Annotated in this window: 17 protein-coding genes (1 of these 17 cut by a window edge); 14 read left to right on the top strand and 3 right to left on the bottom strand. The window is 49.6% G+C overall.

The genetic code is table 11. The annotated features are described in order from the left end of the window. Positions 1-34: 34 nt before the first annotated feature. The 13 genes from WKR14_RS20830 to glmS all read left to right on the top strand — a co-directional run bounded on the left by WKR14_RS20830 (position 35) and on the right by glmS (position 13592). Positions 35-418: an ATP synthase subunit I gene (locus WKR14_RS20830; RefSeq protein WP_101057236.1), complete on the top strand. Its 384-nt coding sequence runs from the start codon at positions 35-37 to the stop codon at positions 416-418. Positions 419-430: 12 nt separating this feature from the next. After that, entirely contained in the window at positions 431-1225 is a 795-nt protein-coding gene (atpB, locus tag WKR14_RS20825; RefSeq protein ID WP_039035950.1) for a F0F1 ATP synthase subunit A, read from the top strand. Positions 1226-1291: 66 nt separating this feature from the next. Next, a complete protein-coding gene (gene atpE, locus WKR14_RS20820) occupies positions 1292-1543 on the top strand; it encodes a F0F1 ATP synthase subunit C (RefSeq protein ID WP_025011729.1) in 252 nt (83 codons plus the stop codon). 37 nt (positions 1544-1580) lie between these two features. After that, positions 1581-2051, top strand: coding sequence for a F0F1 ATP synthase subunit B (gene atpF, locus WKR14_RS20815; RefSeq protein WP_028780952.1), 471 nt, complete (start codon positions 1581-1583; stop codon positions 2049-2051). 15 nt (positions 2052-2066) lie between these two features. Further along, on the top strand, positions 2067-2600 hold the full coding sequence (atpH, locus tag WKR14_RS20810; protein WP_039035951.1) for a F0F1 ATP synthase subunit delta: 534 nt from the start codon (positions 2067-2069) through the stop codon (positions 2598-2600). 14 nt (positions 2601-2614) lie between these two features. Continuing rightward, on the top strand, positions 2615-4156 hold the full coding sequence (atpA, locus tag WKR14_RS20805; RefSeq protein ID WP_039035952.1) for a F0F1 ATP synthase subunit alpha: 1542 nt from the start codon (positions 2615-2617) through the stop codon (positions 4154-4156). A 50-nt stretch (positions 4157-4206) separates the two neighbouring features. Further along, positions 4207-5067 carry a F0F1 ATP synthase subunit gamma gene (gene atpG, locus WKR14_RS20800; RefSeq protein WP_039035953.1) on the top strand — a complete coding sequence of 287 codons (861 nt, stop codon included), beginning with the start codon at positions 4207-4209 and terminating at the stop codon, positions 5065-5067. A gap of 35 nt (positions 5068-5102) precedes the next feature. After that, positions 5103-6491, top strand: coding sequence for a F0F1 ATP synthase subunit beta (gene atpD, locus WKR14_RS20795; RefSeq protein ID WP_039035954.1), 1389 nt, complete (start codon positions 5103-5105; stop codon positions 6489-6491). 36 nt (positions 6492-6527) lie between these two features. Then, positions 6528-6956, top strand: coding sequence for a F0F1 ATP synthase subunit epsilon (locus WKR14_RS20790; protein WP_025011732.1), 429 nt, complete (start codon positions 6528-6530; stop codon positions 6954-6956). Between the two features lie 153 nt (positions 6957-7109). Beyond that, positions 7110-8474: a bifunctional UDP-N-acetylglucosamine diphosphorylase/glucosamine-1-phosphate N-acetyltransferase GlmU gene (glmU, locus tag WKR14_RS20785; RefSeq protein WP_101057252.1), complete on the top strand. Its 1365-nt coding sequence runs from the start codon at positions 7110-7112 to the stop codon at positions 8472-8474. Between the two features lie 180 nt (positions 8475-8654). Continuing rightward, positions 8655-10745, top strand: a complete 2091-nt coding sequence (locus WKR14_RS20780; RefSeq protein WP_101057238.1) for a TonB-dependent siderophore receptor — start codon at positions 8655-8657, stop codon at positions 10743-10745. Between the two features lie 222 nt (positions 10746-10967). After that, complete coding sequence (locus tag WKR14_RS20775; RefSeq protein WP_101057240.1) at positions 10968-11738, top strand: DeoR/GlpR family DNA-binding transcription regulator; 771 nt, start codon at positions 10968-10970, stop codon at positions 11736-11738. A gap of 24 nt (positions 11739-11762) precedes the next feature. Continuing rightward, positions 11763-13592, top strand: coding sequence for a glutamine--fructose-6-phosphate transaminase (isomerizing) (gene glmS, locus WKR14_RS20770; RefSeq protein WP_044735592.1), 1830 nt, complete (start codon positions 11763-11765; stop codon positions 13590-13592). A 47-nt stretch (positions 13593-13639) separates the two neighbouring features. Here glmS and WKR14_RS20765 read toward each other — a convergent pair whose 3' ends face one another. The 3 genes from WKR14_RS20765 to WKR14_RS20755 all read right to left on the bottom strand — a co-directional run bounded on the left by WKR14_RS20765 (position 13640) and on the right by WKR14_RS20755 (position 15339). Continuing rightward, positions 13640-13843, bottom strand: a complete 204-nt coding sequence (locus WKR14_RS20765) for a DUF2061 domain-containing protein (RefSeq protein WP_101057244.1) — start codon at positions 13841-13843, stop codon at positions 13640-13642. A gap of 132 nt (positions 13844-13975) precedes the next feature. Next, positions 13976-14878, bottom strand: coding sequence for a 1,4-dihydroxy-2-naphthoyl-CoA synthase (locus WKR14_RS20760; protein ID WP_101057246.1), 903 nt, complete (start codon positions 14876-14878; stop codon positions 13976-13978). Between the two features lie 110 nt (positions 14879-14988). After that, entirely contained in the window at positions 14989-15339 is a 351-nt protein-coding gene (locus WKR14_RS20755; RefSeq protein WP_101057248.1) for a hypothetical protein, read from the bottom strand. Between the two features lie 87 nt (positions 15340-15426). On the opposite strand from WKR14_RS20755, the gene ccoG reads away from it, so the two are divergent. Further along, positions 15427-15957 carry the 5' end (the start) of a cytochrome c oxidase accessory protein CcoG gene (gene ccoG / locus WKR14_RS20750; protein ID WP_101057250.1) on the top strand. Its footprint extends 897 nt past the window's final position, so 531 of the gene's 1428 nt are visible here — the first part of the coding sequence; it begins with the start codon at positions 15427-15429; the stop codon falls past the right edge of the window.

Genomic DNA, 15957 nt, shown 5'->3' with positions numbered 1-15957 from the left:
TCGAAACAAAAAGTAGGAATGCGGAGAAGAATAATTGAGTAAGGTTTTAGCGCGTCGTGGCCGTTGGTCAGCCTATAAATTGGTGATGATGCAGGCGGCGATAGCTGGGGGTGCTTCAATTATCTTCTTTGCCGTGTGGGGAGCCCAGTTTGGCTATTCTGCTCTGGCAGGAACTGCCATAGCTGTGCTCCCTAATTTTGTATTCGCTACCCTGGCTTTTTCCCATATGGGAGCAAGCTCTGCCGGTAAGGTTCTCAAAGGCTTTTACTGGGGGGAAGCGGTAAAGTTGCTGTTGACAATAGCGTTGTTTTCGCTGGTATTTATCAATTTAAAGGTCGCATTCATGCCCCTTTTTATTTGCTATGTACTGGCGTTGATTGTGCATTGGGCAGCTCCTTTGTACTTCAAGCAAAGTTAAGTGGGATGAATCATGGCTGCACCTGGTGAAACATTAACACCGCAGGGCTATATCCAGCATCACCTTACCAACCTTACCGTTGGTGAAGGTTTCTGGACATGGCACATTGATTCATTGCTCTTTTCGGTTGGTCTTGGCGTGCTGTTTCTGTGGTTGTTCCGCAGCGTTGGTAAAAAAGCAACCTCTGGCGTTCCCGGTAAGCTTCAATGCTTTATCGAAATGATCGTCGAGTTTGTCGACAACAGCGTTAAAGATACATTCCACGGTCGCAATGCTTTGATTGCACCTCTTGCTCTGACTATTTTTATGTGGGTATTCATGATGAACCTCATGGATATGGTGCCAGTTGACTGGATACCACATACTGCCGCTTTGGCTGGTGTGCCTTATCTGAAGATAGTACCGACTACTGACCTTAACATCACTTTCAGCCTCGCGTTGGGCGTGTTTGTGCTGATTATTTACTACAGCATCAAGGTCAAAGGTGTGTCAGGATTTGCGAAAGAACTGACGCTACAGCCCTTCAACCATTGGGCAATGATACCCGTCAACTTCCTGCTCGAAACTGTTACCTTGATAGCTAAACCTATTTCATTGGGGCTACGTCTTTTTGGTAACTTGTATGCAGGTGAGTTGATCTTCATCCTTATTGCGCTGATGTATGGTACCAACTTGGCGATTGCTGCTCTGGGTGTGACTCTGCAACTGGGCTGGCTGATCTTCCATATTCTGGTTATCACGCTGCAAGCGTTTATTTTCATGATGCTGACTATCGTTTACCTAAGCATGGCTCATGAAGATCATTAAGGACTGCTGAAGAAATTTTTTAAACTAAATCATCAACCAACACAGATTTAGATACTGGAGATACAGATGGAAACGATTCTGGGCTTTACTGCAATTGCTGTTGCTCTGCTCATTGGTTTGGGTGCACTGGGTACCGCTATCGGTTTCGGCCTTTTGGGTGGTAAGTTCCTGGAAGGCGCTGCGCGTCAGCCAGAAATGGCCCCTATGCTGCAAGTTAAGATGTTCATTGTAGCGGGTCTGCTCGATGCCGTGACCATGATCGGTGTAGGTATTGCACTTTACATGCTGTTTACTAACCCACTGGGTGCAATGCTGTAATAAACGCTTCTGTCTTAACTCTAAATAGGAGGCTGTTGTGAATATCAACGCTACCCTAATCGGTCAGACGGTCGCCTTTATTATCTTCGTGTGGTTCTGCATGAAGTTTGTATGGCCCCCTTTGATGAATGCCATCGAAGCGCGCCAGAAAAGGATTGCTGATGGTCTTGCTGACGCTGACCGTGCAGCAAAAGACCTGGAGTTGGCTCAAGCGAAAGCGACTGACCAACTGAAAGACGCCAAGGCTACAGCCAACGAAATCATTGAGTCTGCCAACAAGCGCAAGGCTCAGATTATTGATGAAGCCAAAGCTGAAGCAGACGCTGAGCGTGCGAAAATCATTGCTCAGGGTAAAGCAGAAATTGAAGCTGAACGTAATCGCGTGAAAGAGGAACTGCGTAAGCAGGTTGCGACTCTTGCCATCACTGGTGCAGAGAAGATCCTCGAGCGTTCGATTGATGAAGCCGCCCAAAGCGACATAGTTAATAAACTAGTTGCTGAAATTTGATAAGGGAGTTGAGTTATGGCTGAGTTAACCACCATTGCTCGCCCTTACGCTAAGGCAGCTTTTGACTTTGCTGTTGAACATCAAGCAGTAGAAAACTGGGCAGAAATGCTCGATTTCGCGGCAATGGTGAGTGAAAACGAATCCATGAAGCCACTGCTGGCTGGATCTATGTCCAGCAATAAGCTAGCTGCACTCTTTATCAATATCTGTGGCGAGCAAATTGATGAGCACGGTCAAAATCTGATCAAGGTAATGGCTGAAAACGGTCGCTTGGAGGTACTGTCTGCTGTATCTCAGCTCTATGCTGAGTTTCGCCACGAATGGGCTAAGGAAATCGAAGCCAACGTGGTCTCTGCTACTGAGCTTAGCTCTGAGCAGCAACAGCAGATCAGTGTTTCTTTAGAGAAACGTCTCGCACGCAAAGTTAAGCTGAATTGCAGCGTCGATGCCGAGCTTATCGCCGGTATTATTATCAAGGCAGGGGATCTGGTGATAGATGGATCCGTCCGCGGTAAATTAAACCGCCTGTCTGATAAGCTGCAGTCGTAATTGGGAGTTTGAGCATGCAACTGAATTCCACTGAAATCAGCGATCTGATTAAGCAGCGGATCGAGCAGTTCGAAGTCGTCAGTGAAGCCCGCAACGAAGGTACTATCGTTTCGGTCAGTGACGGCATCATCCGCATTCACGGCCTGGCCGATGTAATGCAGGGTGAGATGATCGAACTGCCTGGCAACCGTTATGCAATCGCGTTGAACCTTGAACGTGATTCTGTAGGTGCCGTAGTTATGGGTCCTTATGCCGGTTTGGCTGAGGGCGTAAAAGTTAAAACCACTGGCCGTATTCTGGAAGTTCCAGTGGGTCGTGGTCTGCTGGGACGTGTTGTTAACACTCTGGGTGAGCCAATCGACGGTAAAGGACCAATCGACAACGATGGTTTTGCGCCTGTTGAAATGATTGCTCCTGGTGTTATTGAGCGTCAATCCGTATCTCAACCGGTACAAACCGGTTATAAGGCGGTTGATGCCATGATCCCTATCGGTCGCGGTCAGCGTGAGCTGATCATCGGTGACCGTCAAACTGGTAAAACTGCGATGGCTATCGACGCCATCATCAACCAGAAAGATTCCGGCATCAAGTGTGTGTACGTTGCAGTAGGCCAGAAGGCTTCTACTATTGCCAACGTAGTACGCAAGCTGGAAGAGCACGGTGCTCTGGCCAACACTATTGTTGTGGTTGCTACTGCTTCTGAAGCGGCTGCCCTGCAATACCTGGCACCATACTCTGGTTGTACCATGGGTGAATATTTCCGTGACCGCGGTGAAGATGCACTGATAGTTTATGATGACCTGTCCAAGCAGGCCGTTGCTTACCGTCAGATCTCACTGCTGCTGAAGCGTCCACCAGGCCGTGAAGCTTACCCAGGTGACGTATTCTATCTACACTCTCGTCTGCTGGAACGTGCTTCCCGCGTGAACGAAGAGTACGTTGAGAAGTTCACCAATGGCGAAGTAAAAGGCAAGACCGGTTCTTTGACCGCTCTGCCAATTATTGAAACCCAGGCAGGTGACGTATCTGCGTTCGTACCGACCAACGTAATTTCTATTACCGATGGTCAGATCTTCCTTGAAACTGACCTGTTCAACTCTGGCCTGCGTCCAGCGGTTAACCCAGGTATCTCTGTTTCTCGTGTAGGTGGTGCGGCTCAGACCAAGATCATCAAGAAACTGTCCGGCGGTATCCGTACTGCTCTGGCACAGTATCGAGAGCTTGCTGCGTTCTCACAGTTTGCGTCTGACCTTGACGATGCAACTCGTGCCCAGCTGGAGCACGGTGAGCGTGTAACCGAACTGATGAAGCAAAAGCAATACGCTCCTATGAGCGTAGCTGACCAAGCTGTATCTATTTTTGCAGCTGAAAAAGGCTACCTGAAAGGTATTGAGCTGAAGAAGATCGGTGACTTCGAAGCCGCTCTGCTCTCTTTCATGAACGGCGAGCATGCTGAGCTGATGAAGCTGATCAACGATAGCGGTGATTACAATGCCGAAATCGAAGCTGAGCTGAAGGCTGGTCTCGACAAGTTCGTGGCAACCCAAACCTGGTAAATACATGCGAGGTGTCATAAGGCACCTCAGGTCCAGATTGGAGAGTAGAGATGGCCGGCGCTAAAGAGATTAAAACCAAGATCGCGAGTGTGAAAAACACTCAGAAGATCACGTCCGCCATGGAAATGGTGGCAGCCAGCAAAATGCGCAAGGCGCAGGACCGCATGGCTGCAAGCCGTCCATATGCGGAGAGCATGCGTAAGGTGATCGGTCACGTCGCTCAGGGTTCTCTGGAGTACAAACACCCCTACCTGGAGGTGAGAGAACCCAAGCGGGTTGGTTACATAGTAGTGGCAACCGACCGTGGCCTTTGTGGTGGTCTGAACGTCAACCTGTTCAAGAAGGTTGTCGCAGACGTGAAAAGCTGGAAAGAGCAAGGTGCGGAAGTTGAATTCTGCCCTATCGGTGCTCGCAGTGTTCAGTTTTTCAAAAGCTTTGGTGGCAAGGTGCAGGCCCATGCTTCAGGTTTAGGTGATGCTCCCAAGCTCGCTGACCTGATTGGTACTGTGCGAGTAATGCTCCAGGCTTACAACGAAGGCAAGCTGGATCGTCTGTATGTGGTATTCAACAAGTTTGTTAATACCATGACGCAGACTCCTGTGATCGAGCAGCTGCTACCTTTGCCTAAATCAGACGAAGATGACGTAGCGCATCGCTGGGACTACATCTATGAGCCAGATCCAAAGGTCTTGTTGGACAAGCTTTTGGTTCGTTATGTGGAGTCTCAGGTGTATCAGGGTGTTGTTGAAAACATTGCTTCCGAGCAGGCTGCCCGTATGGTGGCTATGAAGGCAGCAACAGACAACGCCGGCACGCTGATCGATGATCTGCAACTGGTATACAACAAGGCCCGTCAGGCGGCGATTACGCAAGAACTGTCGGAAATTGTGTCAGGTGCAGCCGCGGTTTAGGCTGGGTAACGAATACAAGTTTTAGAGGATTAATCATGAGCACAGGTACTGTTGTCCAAGTGATTGGCGCGGTTGTGGACGTTGAGTTTCCACAAGATACCGTACCTCAGGTATATGACGCTCTGAAGATCACAGGCGAAGGCGCCTGTAAAGGCTTGGTGCTGGAAGTTCAGCAACAGCTGGGTGGTGGTGTAGTTCGTACCATCGCCATGGGTTCTTCCGATGGTCTGCGTCGTGGTATCGAGGTAGAAAACTCTGGTTCACCAATTTCCGTTCCGGTTGGGGCTGCGACCCTTGGCCGTATCATGAACGTTCTGGGTGAGCCTGTGGATGAAGCGGGCGCTATCGGTGAAGATGAGCGTTATATCATCCACCGTGATGCTCCTTCTTATGAAGAGCAATCTAACACCACTGAATTGCTGGAGACCGGCATCAAGGTTATTGACCTGGTATGTCCGTTCGCCAAGGGTGGTAAAGTAGGTCTGTTCGGTGGTGCGGGTGTTGGTAAGACAGTTAACATGATGGAACTGATCAACAACATCGCTAAAGCCCACTCAGGTCTGTCCGTATTCGCCGGTGTAGGTGAGCGTACCCGTGAAGGTAACGACTTCTACTACGAGATGAAAGACTCAGGCGTACTGGACAAGGTAGCCATGGTGTACGGTCAGATGAACGAGCCACCAGGTAACCGTCTGCGTGTTGCTCTGACCGGTCTGACTATGGCCGAGAAGTTCCGTGACGAAGGTCGTGACGTACTGTTGTTCGTTGACAACATCTACCGTTACACCCTGGCTGGTACCGAAGTATCGGCACTGCTGGGTCGTATGCCTTCTGCTGTGGGTTATCAGCCAACACTGGCTGAAGAGATGGGTGTTCTGCAAGAACGTATTACTTCTACCAAAGTGGGTTCTATCACTTCGGTACAAGCGGTATACGTACCTGCGGATGACTTGACTGACCCAAGCCCGGCAACCACCTTCGCCCACTTGGATGCGACTGTGGTACTGTCTCGTCAAATCGCTTCTCTGGGTATCTACCCAGCGGTTGACCCACTGGATTCCACCTCTCGTCAGCTGGATCCACAGGTTGTTGGCCAAGAGCACTATGACGTGGCAAACGGTGTACAGACAGTTCTGCAGCGTTACAAAGAGCTGAAAGACATCATCGCTATTCTGGGTATGGACGAGTTGTCAGATGACGACAAGATGACAGTATCTCGCGCCCGTAAGATCGAGCGTTTCCTGTCTCAGCCATTCCACGTAGCTGAAGTCTTTACCGGTTCTCCAGGTAAGTACGTGCCCCTGAAAGACACCATCCGTGGCTTCAAGGGAATTCTGGACGGTGAGTTCGATCACCTGCCAGAGCAAGCGTTCTACATGGTTGGTTCTATCGACGAAGCCGTTGAGAAAGCCAACAAGAAATAACTAGGCAATATTGCATAGTTTGGTAAGGAGAACGGGATGGCAGCCATGACAGTACAGCTTGATATCGTCAGTGCAGAGAGCAAAATCTTTTCAGGCCTTGTTGCCCATTTACAGGTAACAGGTTCTGAGGGTGAACTGGGTATTATGCCCGGCCACACTCCGCTGCTGACCAATATCAAACCTGGCATGGCGCGCATCGTCAAACAAAATGGTCAGGAAGAGGTGTTTTACCTTTCAGGTGGTTTACTGGAAGTTCAACCCAACTCCGTGTCCGTATTGGCTGATGTTGTAATGCGTGCCGATGAGATTGACGAGCAGGCCGCAGTAGAAGCCAAGCGTCGTGCAGAAGCCCATATGGCCGATGCCGGTGCTGACTTCGATTATGCTGCGGCAGCAATTGAACTGGCTAAGGCCGTGGCTCAGTTGCGGGTCGTTGAGACCATCAAGAAGAACATTGCCAGATAACAGCACTGCTGAAAAAAGGCGCCTCAGGGCGCCTTTTTTGTGTCTGTTATTCCTATTGCCCAAGCAGATTTGCAAGCTTCCAAGCTGCGTGAGCGCTGCATTTTTACCGTGATTCCGGTACACTTGCGCCAGCCCAAAGAAAAGGAATCTCTCATGTCATTGAATGTTGTAATTCTCGCTGCCGGGAAAGGGACCCGGATGCGTTCAGATCTGCCTAAAGTTCTGCATAAGGTTGCCCACAAGCCCATGGTGCAGCATGTGATTGATACGGCTCATTCACTTAATGCCGACAAGATCAATCTGGTTTACGGTTATGGCGGCGACAAGCTGATGACGGAGCTGGGCGAGCAACCGCTTAACTTTGTACTGCAGGCTGAACAACTGGGCACAGGCCACGCGGTAGCCCAGGCGATTCCCCATATAGATGACAATGACACTGTATTGGTGCTCTATGGCGACGTTCCCCTCACCCGTAAGGAAACACTGGAAGCCCTGCTTGCTGCCAGGCAAAACGATGGCGTAGCCGTACTGACGGTACATCTGGATGATCCAAGTGGCTATGGCCGTATGGTGCGCGAGCATGGCAAGGTGGTTGGCATAGTCGAGCAGAAAGATGCTACTCCCGAGCAACTCAAGATTAATGAGATCAACAGCGGCATCATGGCATTGCCGGGCAAACAATTGAAAAACTGGCTCGGGCGCTTGGAAAACAATAATGCTCAGGGCGAGTACTATCTTACCGATGTGATCGCCATGGCTCATACCGATGGGGTGGCCATAGATACGGCTCATCCAGTTAATTCCATAGAGACCGAAGGCGCCAACAACAGGGTGCAGCTAGCGGCGTTGGAACGTGCTTATCAGCAACGCTGTGCTGAAGCCTTGATGTTGGATGGTGCCAATCTCAGAGATCCGGCACGTATCGATGTTCGCGGTGAAGTGACTGTCGGCATGGATGTGATGATCGATATCAATGTGATCTTCGAAGGTAAAGTGGTGCTGGGTAATAACGTGACTGTAGGCGCCGGGGCTATCCTTATCGATTGTGAGATTGCCGACAACGCCGAGATTAAGCCTTACAGCATAGTCGAGGGCGCCAAGTTGGGTGATGGCGCCAGTGCCGGCCCGTTTGCTCGTCTACGTCCGGGTGCTGAACTTAAGCAGGATGCCCACATAGGCAATTTTGTTGAGATGAAGAAAGCCGTACTTGGCGTTGGCTCCAAGGCCGGACACCTGGCTTACCTCGGGGATGCACAAATTGGTCAAGGGGTAAACATAGGTGCCGGTACCATTACCTGTAACTATGATGGCGCCAACAAACATCTGACCGTTATTGAAGATGAGGTGTTTGTCGGTAGTGACACCCAGTTGGTTGCTCCTGTCACCATAGGTAAGGGAGCCACTCTGGGAGCTGGTTCCACTGTAACCCGTGATGTCGGCGTCGATGAACTGGTTATCACCAGGGTCAAGCAGAAACATATCAAGGGCTGGAAGCGTCCACAAAAGCACAAGAAATAATTCCTCTAAATGAAAGCACCCACTCGGGTGCTTTCTATCTCACAAACCCGTTTAAGGGTTTGAAGTCAATCATATTTAATTGTAAATATCTGTAAAGAAACTTAAATACTAATCCTTCTCATTTATATTTGCTGGCAAAATAAAACTGATTGCCGGTCCGGCATAGAGAATGAGGTGATTATGAGGTTTAAGTTTTCCTGTGTAGGTATGGCTGTGGTGGCTGCTATCTCTTCAATGCCACTGGCGGCAGAGCAAGTACCAGAAGATATTGAACGTATCAGTGTTACCGGCCGTAGCTTCAATGATTATAAGACCGGCGTCGCCTCAGGCGCGATGCGTGGTGATATCAATCTGATGGATACACCTCAATCCGTTACCGTTATCCCCGACTTTGTTACCGATGAACAGCTGGCAACCAACCTGGCTGAAGTATTGGTGAATGACTCAAGCGTGACCAGTGGCAGTGAAAAATGGAATCGCCAGGTATTTAATATTCGTGGTTTTGAGTTGGACTCAGGTTCTGGGTACCTGATCAATGGTCAGCAGCAGTGGTCGCACTATGTGCAACCTATTGAAACCCTGCAGCAGGTAGAAGTGCTTAAGGGCCCCTCCAGTATGCTCTACGGCCAGTCAGGCCCTGGAGGCTTGATCAATATGGTAACCAAGAAGCCGACCTACGACACACTGTTTAACCTGGGGTTTGATACCGATGACAACGGCTCTACCCGTTTTCAGCTGGACGCCGGTGGTAGTCTCAATGAAGCCCAAACTATCCGTTATCGCACTGTGTTGGTTAAGCAGGATACCCAGTATTGGCGCGAATATCAGAATGGTGAAAATCAGGAAAGAGATCGTTGGCTGGGCTACCTGAATCTGGAGTTTGATATTACCGATGATCTTTTGCTGTCACTGAAATATGACCGCACCCAAGATAAAACCGGAATAGATCGTGGTGGTTGGTTGAACAGCAAGGGAGAGCTCATTGGTGGCCGGGATATTATCTGGGATATGCCATGGGCGTTTACTGACAATACCATCGAAAATTTAGGGGCCGAACTCACTTACTTTATCAGCGATAACTGGAAAGTGAAGGCTGGCTACAATGATCAGCAGTTCAACCGCCAACGGTTGGACTCTCTTCCAAGCTTGATCAAAGGTTCTGAGGACCCGTTTACAGATGGCTACACTGTGAGTCCATTCGATCGTTATGATGATTGGCAACATAAAACAGGGTTCATTGATATTACCGGTAACTTCAGTACCGGCTTTCTGGAACATCAGTTCCTGATCGGTGCCAATATGTTGGACTATTACTATGGACAGTTGCGCGAAAAAGGCACGAGTGTTTCTGTCATGCCTGGCCAGCCCATCGCAAATCCAGGCTTGGACTATCATAACGATACTTCACTCAGTGAAAGCGACTATAAGCATTATGGTTTTTATATTCAGGACCTGGTTACTATCAATGAACAGTGGAAACTGTTGGCCGGTGTTCGTTATGACGAACAAAAGAAGGATGGTGCCGGGAACAACAGCTATGCCGTTTCACCTAAATTTGGGGTGATCTATTCGCCTATGGATAACGGCAGTATCTATGTGAATTACTCAAAGAGCTTCAGTCCCCAAGGGAGCGTTAATGATCCTAATGATGTCAATGACAAGATGAATCTGGATCCTGAATATGGGGAACAGTACGAAATTGGCACCAAGTGGGAACTGTTCGATGGTGGATTATTACTGACAGGTGCCGTGTTTGATATAACCGTATCCAATGTTACCGTGACTCAAGACTTGGGAGCTGGTGAGTCAATAACCACTCAGAGTGGTGAACAGCATCATAAAGGGTTTGAGATGGGTGCTCAGGGACGACTCAGTGATAAGTGGTTTATGACAGGTTCCATGATGTACCTGGATGCAGAGTATGATCGCCCTGCAGAAGATAGCCTCAATGGTAAAACGCCGATAGATGCGCCTGAATGGTCGGCCAATATTTGGACCCGTTATGAGATGACAGAAGCATTGGCTCTGAATTTTGGTGCCGTCTATGTCGGTGAACGATTTGCTGATAAAGAGAATATGATCACCAAAGATGGTTATGTACGTTTTGACCTGGGCGCCGCCTATACCATGGATGTGATGGGAACAGATGTCAGCGTAAGGGTTAACATGAAGAATCTGTTTGATAAAGAATATCTTGCCGGCGGTTCCAATACTGACGTGACTGTGGGTGAAGGTCGTCATGTGAGCCTGGCGCTGGAAGCCAAGTTTTAATCGCCAATAGATGTCATGCTAACAGCAATGCCGGCCACTCCGTGACCGGCATTTTTTTATGGATGAAATCTAATGCTTCTTGCGATGCGCCCAGGCTCGGGCTGGCTTTAAGGCATGCCTGTATATCGGCTGAATTACTAACGGCTTTTTTCACTCAGTAATTGCGTTTAGGTTTCGAAGTTATATAATTCGCCTTTCGAATCGAAACTTATTCAGTCTGGAATGACCAAACGCAACACTCAACAAAGGCGTCACGCCATAGTTACCCTGCTGCAGCAGCAGGGTGAAGTCAGTGTCGATGCCTTGGCGCTGAAGTTTGAAACTTCGGAAGTGACCATACGTAAAGACTTGGCAGCCCTGGAGAAAACCGGTTTGCTGCTGCGTCGTTATGGTGGCGCCGTCGTCGTTCCTCAAGAGATAACCCAGACCTTGTCTGAACCACCTTCCCGCAACAAGTTGGCCATAGCTCAGGCCGCTGCCGGACTTATCAAAGATCATAACCGCATCATCATAGATTGTGGCAGCACCACTTTGGGGCTTATTCCTGAGCTCAATGATAAGCGCGGGCTGGTGGTCATGACCAATTCCCTGCAGTTGGCCAATGCGATACATGAATTGGAAAACGAGCCCACACTCTTGATGACGGGGGGCACCTGGGACCCCCACTCCGAATCTTTTCAAGGACAGGTGGCTGAGCAAGTATTGCGATCCTACAACTTTGACCAGCTTTTTATCGGCGCCGATGGCATTGACTTGCAGCGAGGCACCACCACTTTCAATGAATTGATTGGACTCAGCCGGGTGATGGCGGATGTTTCTCGGGATGTAGTGGTGTTGCTCGAATCGGAAAAGGTGGGTCGCAGAATTCCTAATCTTGAGTTGCCCTGGGAGTTAGTCACTACCCTGGTGACAGATAATAGGCTGCCAGATGCAGCCGCTGAAAGTATTTCAAATCAAGGGGTAAAGCTGATTTTGGCCCCTTTTACAGCGTAAACTTTAAATTAAGCGGATATTGATATGTGTGGAATTGTTGGCGCAGTAGCGCAAAGGGATGTTGCTGAAATCTTGATCGAGGGACTGAAACGCCTGGAATATCGTGGCTATGATTCGGCCGGTGTGGCTGTCATTCACCAAGGTGAACTGACCCGTACCCGCAGAGTTGGCAAGGTGCAGGAGTTGGCCGATGCTTTGCAAACTGCTCCTTTGGCCGGTGGTACCGGCATAGCCCATACCCGCTGGGCGACCCATGGTGAGCCCAGTGAGCGCAACGCGCATCCACATCAATCCGGCAGTGACATAGCCGTGGTGCACAACGGGATTATTGAAAATCACGCTAAATTGCGGGAGATGCTCAAGGGCTTGGGTTATCAGTTCAACTCAGATACAGATACAGAAGTCATTTGTCATCTGGTTGACCATGAGCTCAAGTCTGCCCCCGGCTTGCTGGCGGCGGTACAAGCCACAGTCAAACAACTGGAAGGTGCCTATGGCACTGTGGTCATCGACCGCCGTGACCCTGAGCGGCTGGTGGTCGCCCGCAGTGGCAGCCCATTGGTAATAGGCTTTGGCCTGGGAGAAAACTTCGTTGCTTCGGATCAACTGGCACTGCTGCCGGTGACCCGTACTTTTGCCTTCCTGGAAGAGGGTGATGTTGCCGAAGTGACTCGCCGTGAGGTCCATATCTATGATCTGGACGGTAACCCGGTTGTACGTGAAAAGAAAGAGTCTGAAATCACCCATGATGCCGGTGACAAGGGCGAGTATCGTCACTATATGCTTAAAGAGATCTATGAGCAGCCAATGGCGCTGGCCCGTACTCTCGAAGGCCGAATTGCCCAGCAGCAGGTGCTGGATAGTGCCTTTGGTGATAATGCAGCCGAGCTTCTCAAAGATATCAAACACGTACAGATCATTGCCTGTGGTACCAGTTACCATGCCGGTATGGCAGCACGTTATTGGCTGGAAGATTGGGCCGGCGTTTCCTGTAATGTGGAAATCGCCTCTGAATTCCGCTACCGCAAGTCGCATCTGTTCCCCAACAGCCTGTTGGTCACTATTTCTCAATCCGGTGAAACGGCCGATACCCTGGCGGCTATGCGTTTGGCCAAAGAGATGGGGTACAAGGCAACCCTGACCATATGTAACGCCCCCGGATCCTCGCTGGTTCGCGAGTCCGACATGGCATATATGATGAAAGCCGGTGCCGAGATAGGTGTGGCTTCCACCAAGGCCTTTACCGTACAGTTGGCCGGTTTGTTGATGCTGACGGCGGCACTGGGACGTTATAACAGCATGAGTGTGGAAATGCAGGCGGCAATCGCCCAGAGTCTGCAGTCTATGCCGGCTAAAGTGGAGCAGGCTCTGGGGTTGGATGATGCCATTGCCGAGCTGGCAGAAGACTTTGCCGATAAGAGTCATGCCCTGTTCCTGGGACGTGGCGATCAGTACCCCATAGCGATGGAAGGTGCGCTGAAGCTGAAGGAGATTTCCTATATTCATGCCGAAGCTTATGCATCCGGAGAGCTGAAACATGGACCATTGGCGCTGATCGATGCCGACATGCCTGTGATAGTGGTGGCACCTAATAATGAACTGCTTGAAAAGCTTAAGTCCAATGTGGAAGAAGTGCGTGCCCGTGGTGGCTTGATGTATGTGTTTGCCGATGTTGATGCTGAATTTGCATCCGATGACACCATGAAGGTAATTCCTGTGCCACATTGTGATGAGTTTATGGCACCGCTTATTTACACCATTCCGCTGCAGTTGCTGTCATACCATGTTGCCCTGATCAAAGGGACTGATGTGGATCAGCCAAGAAACTTGGCCAAGTCGGTTACTGTTGAGTAATTGGGCTCAAGCCTGAAAGTGTTGCCACTAATCGCCTGAGTGTATGCTCAGGCGGTTAATTGTGTCAGCCGCTGCTGCTTTTTTGCTTCGTACCTCTTCCAGACCTTTTCGTGGAAGTAGAAAACAACTGTGTTGATACTGGGTTCTATCAGGGCCACGGCACCACCTATAAGCGCACTTCCGGTAAGCAGATAAGTGATGGTAAAGGCTACGCTGAAGTGCAGTATGGCAAAGGTCATTGTCTTAATCATGGCGGTTCTCCTCTCTTGATAATTTAATGATAATAATTCTCATTAATAATTGAAAGAGAGTTTAACAGATTAATTTGACCGTTTTTATCTATTAAAAAGGCCGCTTATGCGGCCTTTAGTCGTCTAAGACTATCAGTAGTGCCAAGGGAAGCTGGAAAAGTCCTGATCGCGTTTTTCAAGAAACGCGTCTCGGCCTTCCTGGGCCTCGGCTGTGCCATAGGCCAAACGGGTCGCTTCACCGGCAAATAGTTGCTGGCCAACCAAACCATCATCAGGCAGGTTAAAGCCATATTTGAGCATGCGCATTGCGGTTGGGGACTTGGAGTTGATCTCCTTGGCCCAGCGCAGAGCTTCGGTTTCAAGTTCTGCATGAGGAACCGAACGGTTAACCATGCCCATGGCAAAAGCTTCATCGGCACTGTAGTTAAAGCCACAGAAAAATATTTCTCTTGCCCGCTTCTGGCCTATCATCTTCGCCAGATAAGCACTGCCATAGCCGGAATCAAAGCTGGCTACATCCGGGTCTGTCTGTTTGAAAACGGCATGTTCTTTCGATGCCAGTGTCAGATCGCACACCACATGCAAGCTGTGACCGCCACCGACCGCCCAACCGGGAACAACGGCTATGACGACCTTGGGCATAAAGCGGATCAAGCGCTGCACTTCGAGAATATGCAGGCGGCCCATGCGAGCCAAATCGGCCTTACCGGCTTCCTCACCTTCATATTTGTAGCCGTCCTTGCCGCGAATACGCTGATCGCCACCGGAGGAGAAGGAATATTGCCCCTTGGCCGATGGACCATTACCCGTTAACAGCACACAACCTACATCAGACCATTGCCGGGCGTGATCCAGGGCTATGTAAAGTTCATCAACCGTTTTGGGACGAAAAGCGTTCAGGCAGTCGGGACGGTTAATGGCAATTCGCACCGTACCTTGAGATTTGGCTCTGTGGTAAGTGATGTCTTCAAAAGTGAACCCAGCAACCTCTTCCCACAATTCAGGTTCAAAAGTATCGGAAACAAAAGATGTCATAACAAACAGCCCCTATATTGATAATGGCTCAAAGGCTAGGTGGATTGGCATGGGAGGTCAATGATTTCAGGTGCGGGTTTTGCGACTGTCGACAAAACCCGCGGCTTTATTCAGAGGTTATCGCAGATGAATAACAGATTATCTTTGCTGAAAACCGGATGAGATATGACATTGCCGCGACAATACTCGTCTTTGAAGTCCATCAGGGTATCTGGCGTGGTCAGTATGCCGTCCAGCTCCTGTAGCTCATAAGCCGACAAGCGCTCGGCAATATCTGCCTTGAGGCGGGCCTTTCTCTGATCGAGACGAATGATCTGCGTGCCCGTCATGGCATCCAGCTTGCGTTCAATTTTCTTTACTAATGCTTCGGTTTGGGCAATGGGCTCATCGAGCTTATCCGTCTGAGTGACCAGGTAATAAAGCACTCCGGCCAATATTGCCAAAATAATCCAGCCTTTCATCATTTAGTCCAACTAAGGTTAATAACCCTTGTGTTACAAGGTATAATACGCCAGTTTTTATACAATAAGCAGTAAAAGGCTGTAAAGATGAGTGAAGAGTCGAGCAATAAGGATTATTCGAAAGCCAATCGAATCAAGATTCACCAGCCTGATGCGAGTAAAGCAGACCGCTTTAATCCTCGCAACCGAATTTACGTTCGTGCGGTTGATGGTCTCTGGAGTACGTTAAGGCGGCGGATGGGATGGATAGCTATGCTGTTTTTCCTCATCTTGCCCTGGCTTCCCTGGGGGGATAGGCAGGCAGTCTGGTTTAACCTGGCGGAGCAGAAGTTTCATGTATTCGGCTTGACTATCTGGCCTCAGGATCTGACGTTGCTGGCGGCCTTGTTTATGATTGCCGCCTTTGCACTGTTTTTTGTCACTACCTACCTGGGAAGGGTCTGGTGCGGCTACACCTGCCCGCAGACGGTGTGGACCTTCATTTTTATCTGGTTTGAAGAAAAGCTCGAAGGGGCACGCAACAAAAGGATGAAGTTGGATCAGATGCCCTGGAGTTTTGACAAGCTCTGGCGCAAAACGGCCAAGCATACTGCCTGGTTGCTGATCTCCTTGCTGACG

Origin of the sequence: Shewanella chilikensis, from assembly GCF_037953065.1 — a bacterium.
In the GTDB taxonomy this organism is placed as follows: Bacteria; Pseudomonadota; Gammaproteobacteria; order Enterobacterales; family Shewanellaceae; genus Shewanella; species Shewanella chilikensis.
Note: the sequence above shows the minus strand (reverse complement) of the source record. Positions and strands in the feature narration are given on the sequence as shown.

Excerpts from the sequence above, each read along its gene's own strand:
- glmU (WP_101057252.1), top strand. The coding sequence starts at position 7,110 with ATGTCATTGAATGTTGTAATTCTCGCTGCCGGGAAAGGGACCCGGATG.
- atpB (WP_039035950.1), top strand. The coding sequence starts at position 431 with ATGGCTGCACCTGGTGAAACATTAACACCGCAGGGCTATATCCAGCAT.
- WKR14_RS20780 (WP_101057238.1), top strand. The coding sequence starts at position 8,655 with ATGAGGTTTAAGTTTTCCTGTGTAGGTATGGCTGTGGTGGCTGCTATC.
- atpD (WP_039035954.1), top strand. The coding sequence starts at position 5,103 with ATGAGCACAGGTACTGTTGTCCAAGTGATTGGCGCGGTTGTGGACGTT.
- WKR14_RS20765 (WP_101057244.1), bottom strand. The coding sequence starts at position 13,843 with ATGATTAAGACAATGACCTTTGCCATACTGCACTTCAGCGTAGCCTTT.
- WKR14_RS20755 (WP_101057248.1), bottom strand. The coding sequence starts at position 15,339 with ATGAAAGGCTGGATTATTTTGGCAATATTGGCCGGAGTGCTTTATTAC.
- WKR14_RS20775 (WP_101057240.1), top strand. The coding sequence starts at position 10,968 with ATGACCAAACGCAACACTCAACAAAGGCGTCACGCCATAGTTACCCTG.
- glmS (WP_044735592.1), top strand. The coding sequence starts at position 11,763 with ATGTGTGGAATTGTTGGCGCAGTAGCGCAAAGGGATGTTGCTGAAATC.
- atpA (WP_039035952.1), top strand. The coding sequence starts at position 2,615 with ATGCAACTGAATTCCACTGAAATCAGCGATCTGATTAAGCAGCGGATC.
- WKR14_RS20760 (WP_101057246.1), bottom strand. The coding sequence starts at position 14,878 with ATGACATCTTTTGTTTCCGATACTTTTGAACCTGAATTGTGGGAAGAG.
- atpG (WP_039035953.1), top strand. The coding sequence starts at position 4,207 with ATGGCCGGCGCTAAAGAGATTAAAACCAAGATCGCGAGTGTGAAAAAC.
- atpE (WP_025011729.1), top strand. The coding sequence starts at position 1,292 with ATGGAAACGATTCTGGGCTTTACTGCAATTGCTGTTGCTCTGCTCATT.
- WKR14_RS20790 (WP_025011732.1), top strand. The coding sequence starts at position 6,528 with ATGGCAGCCATGACAGTACAGCTTGATATCGTCAGTGCAGAGAGCAAA.
- atpH (WP_039035951.1), top strand. The coding sequence starts at position 2,067 with ATGGCTGAGTTAACCACCATTGCTCGCCCTTACGCTAAGGCAGCTTTT.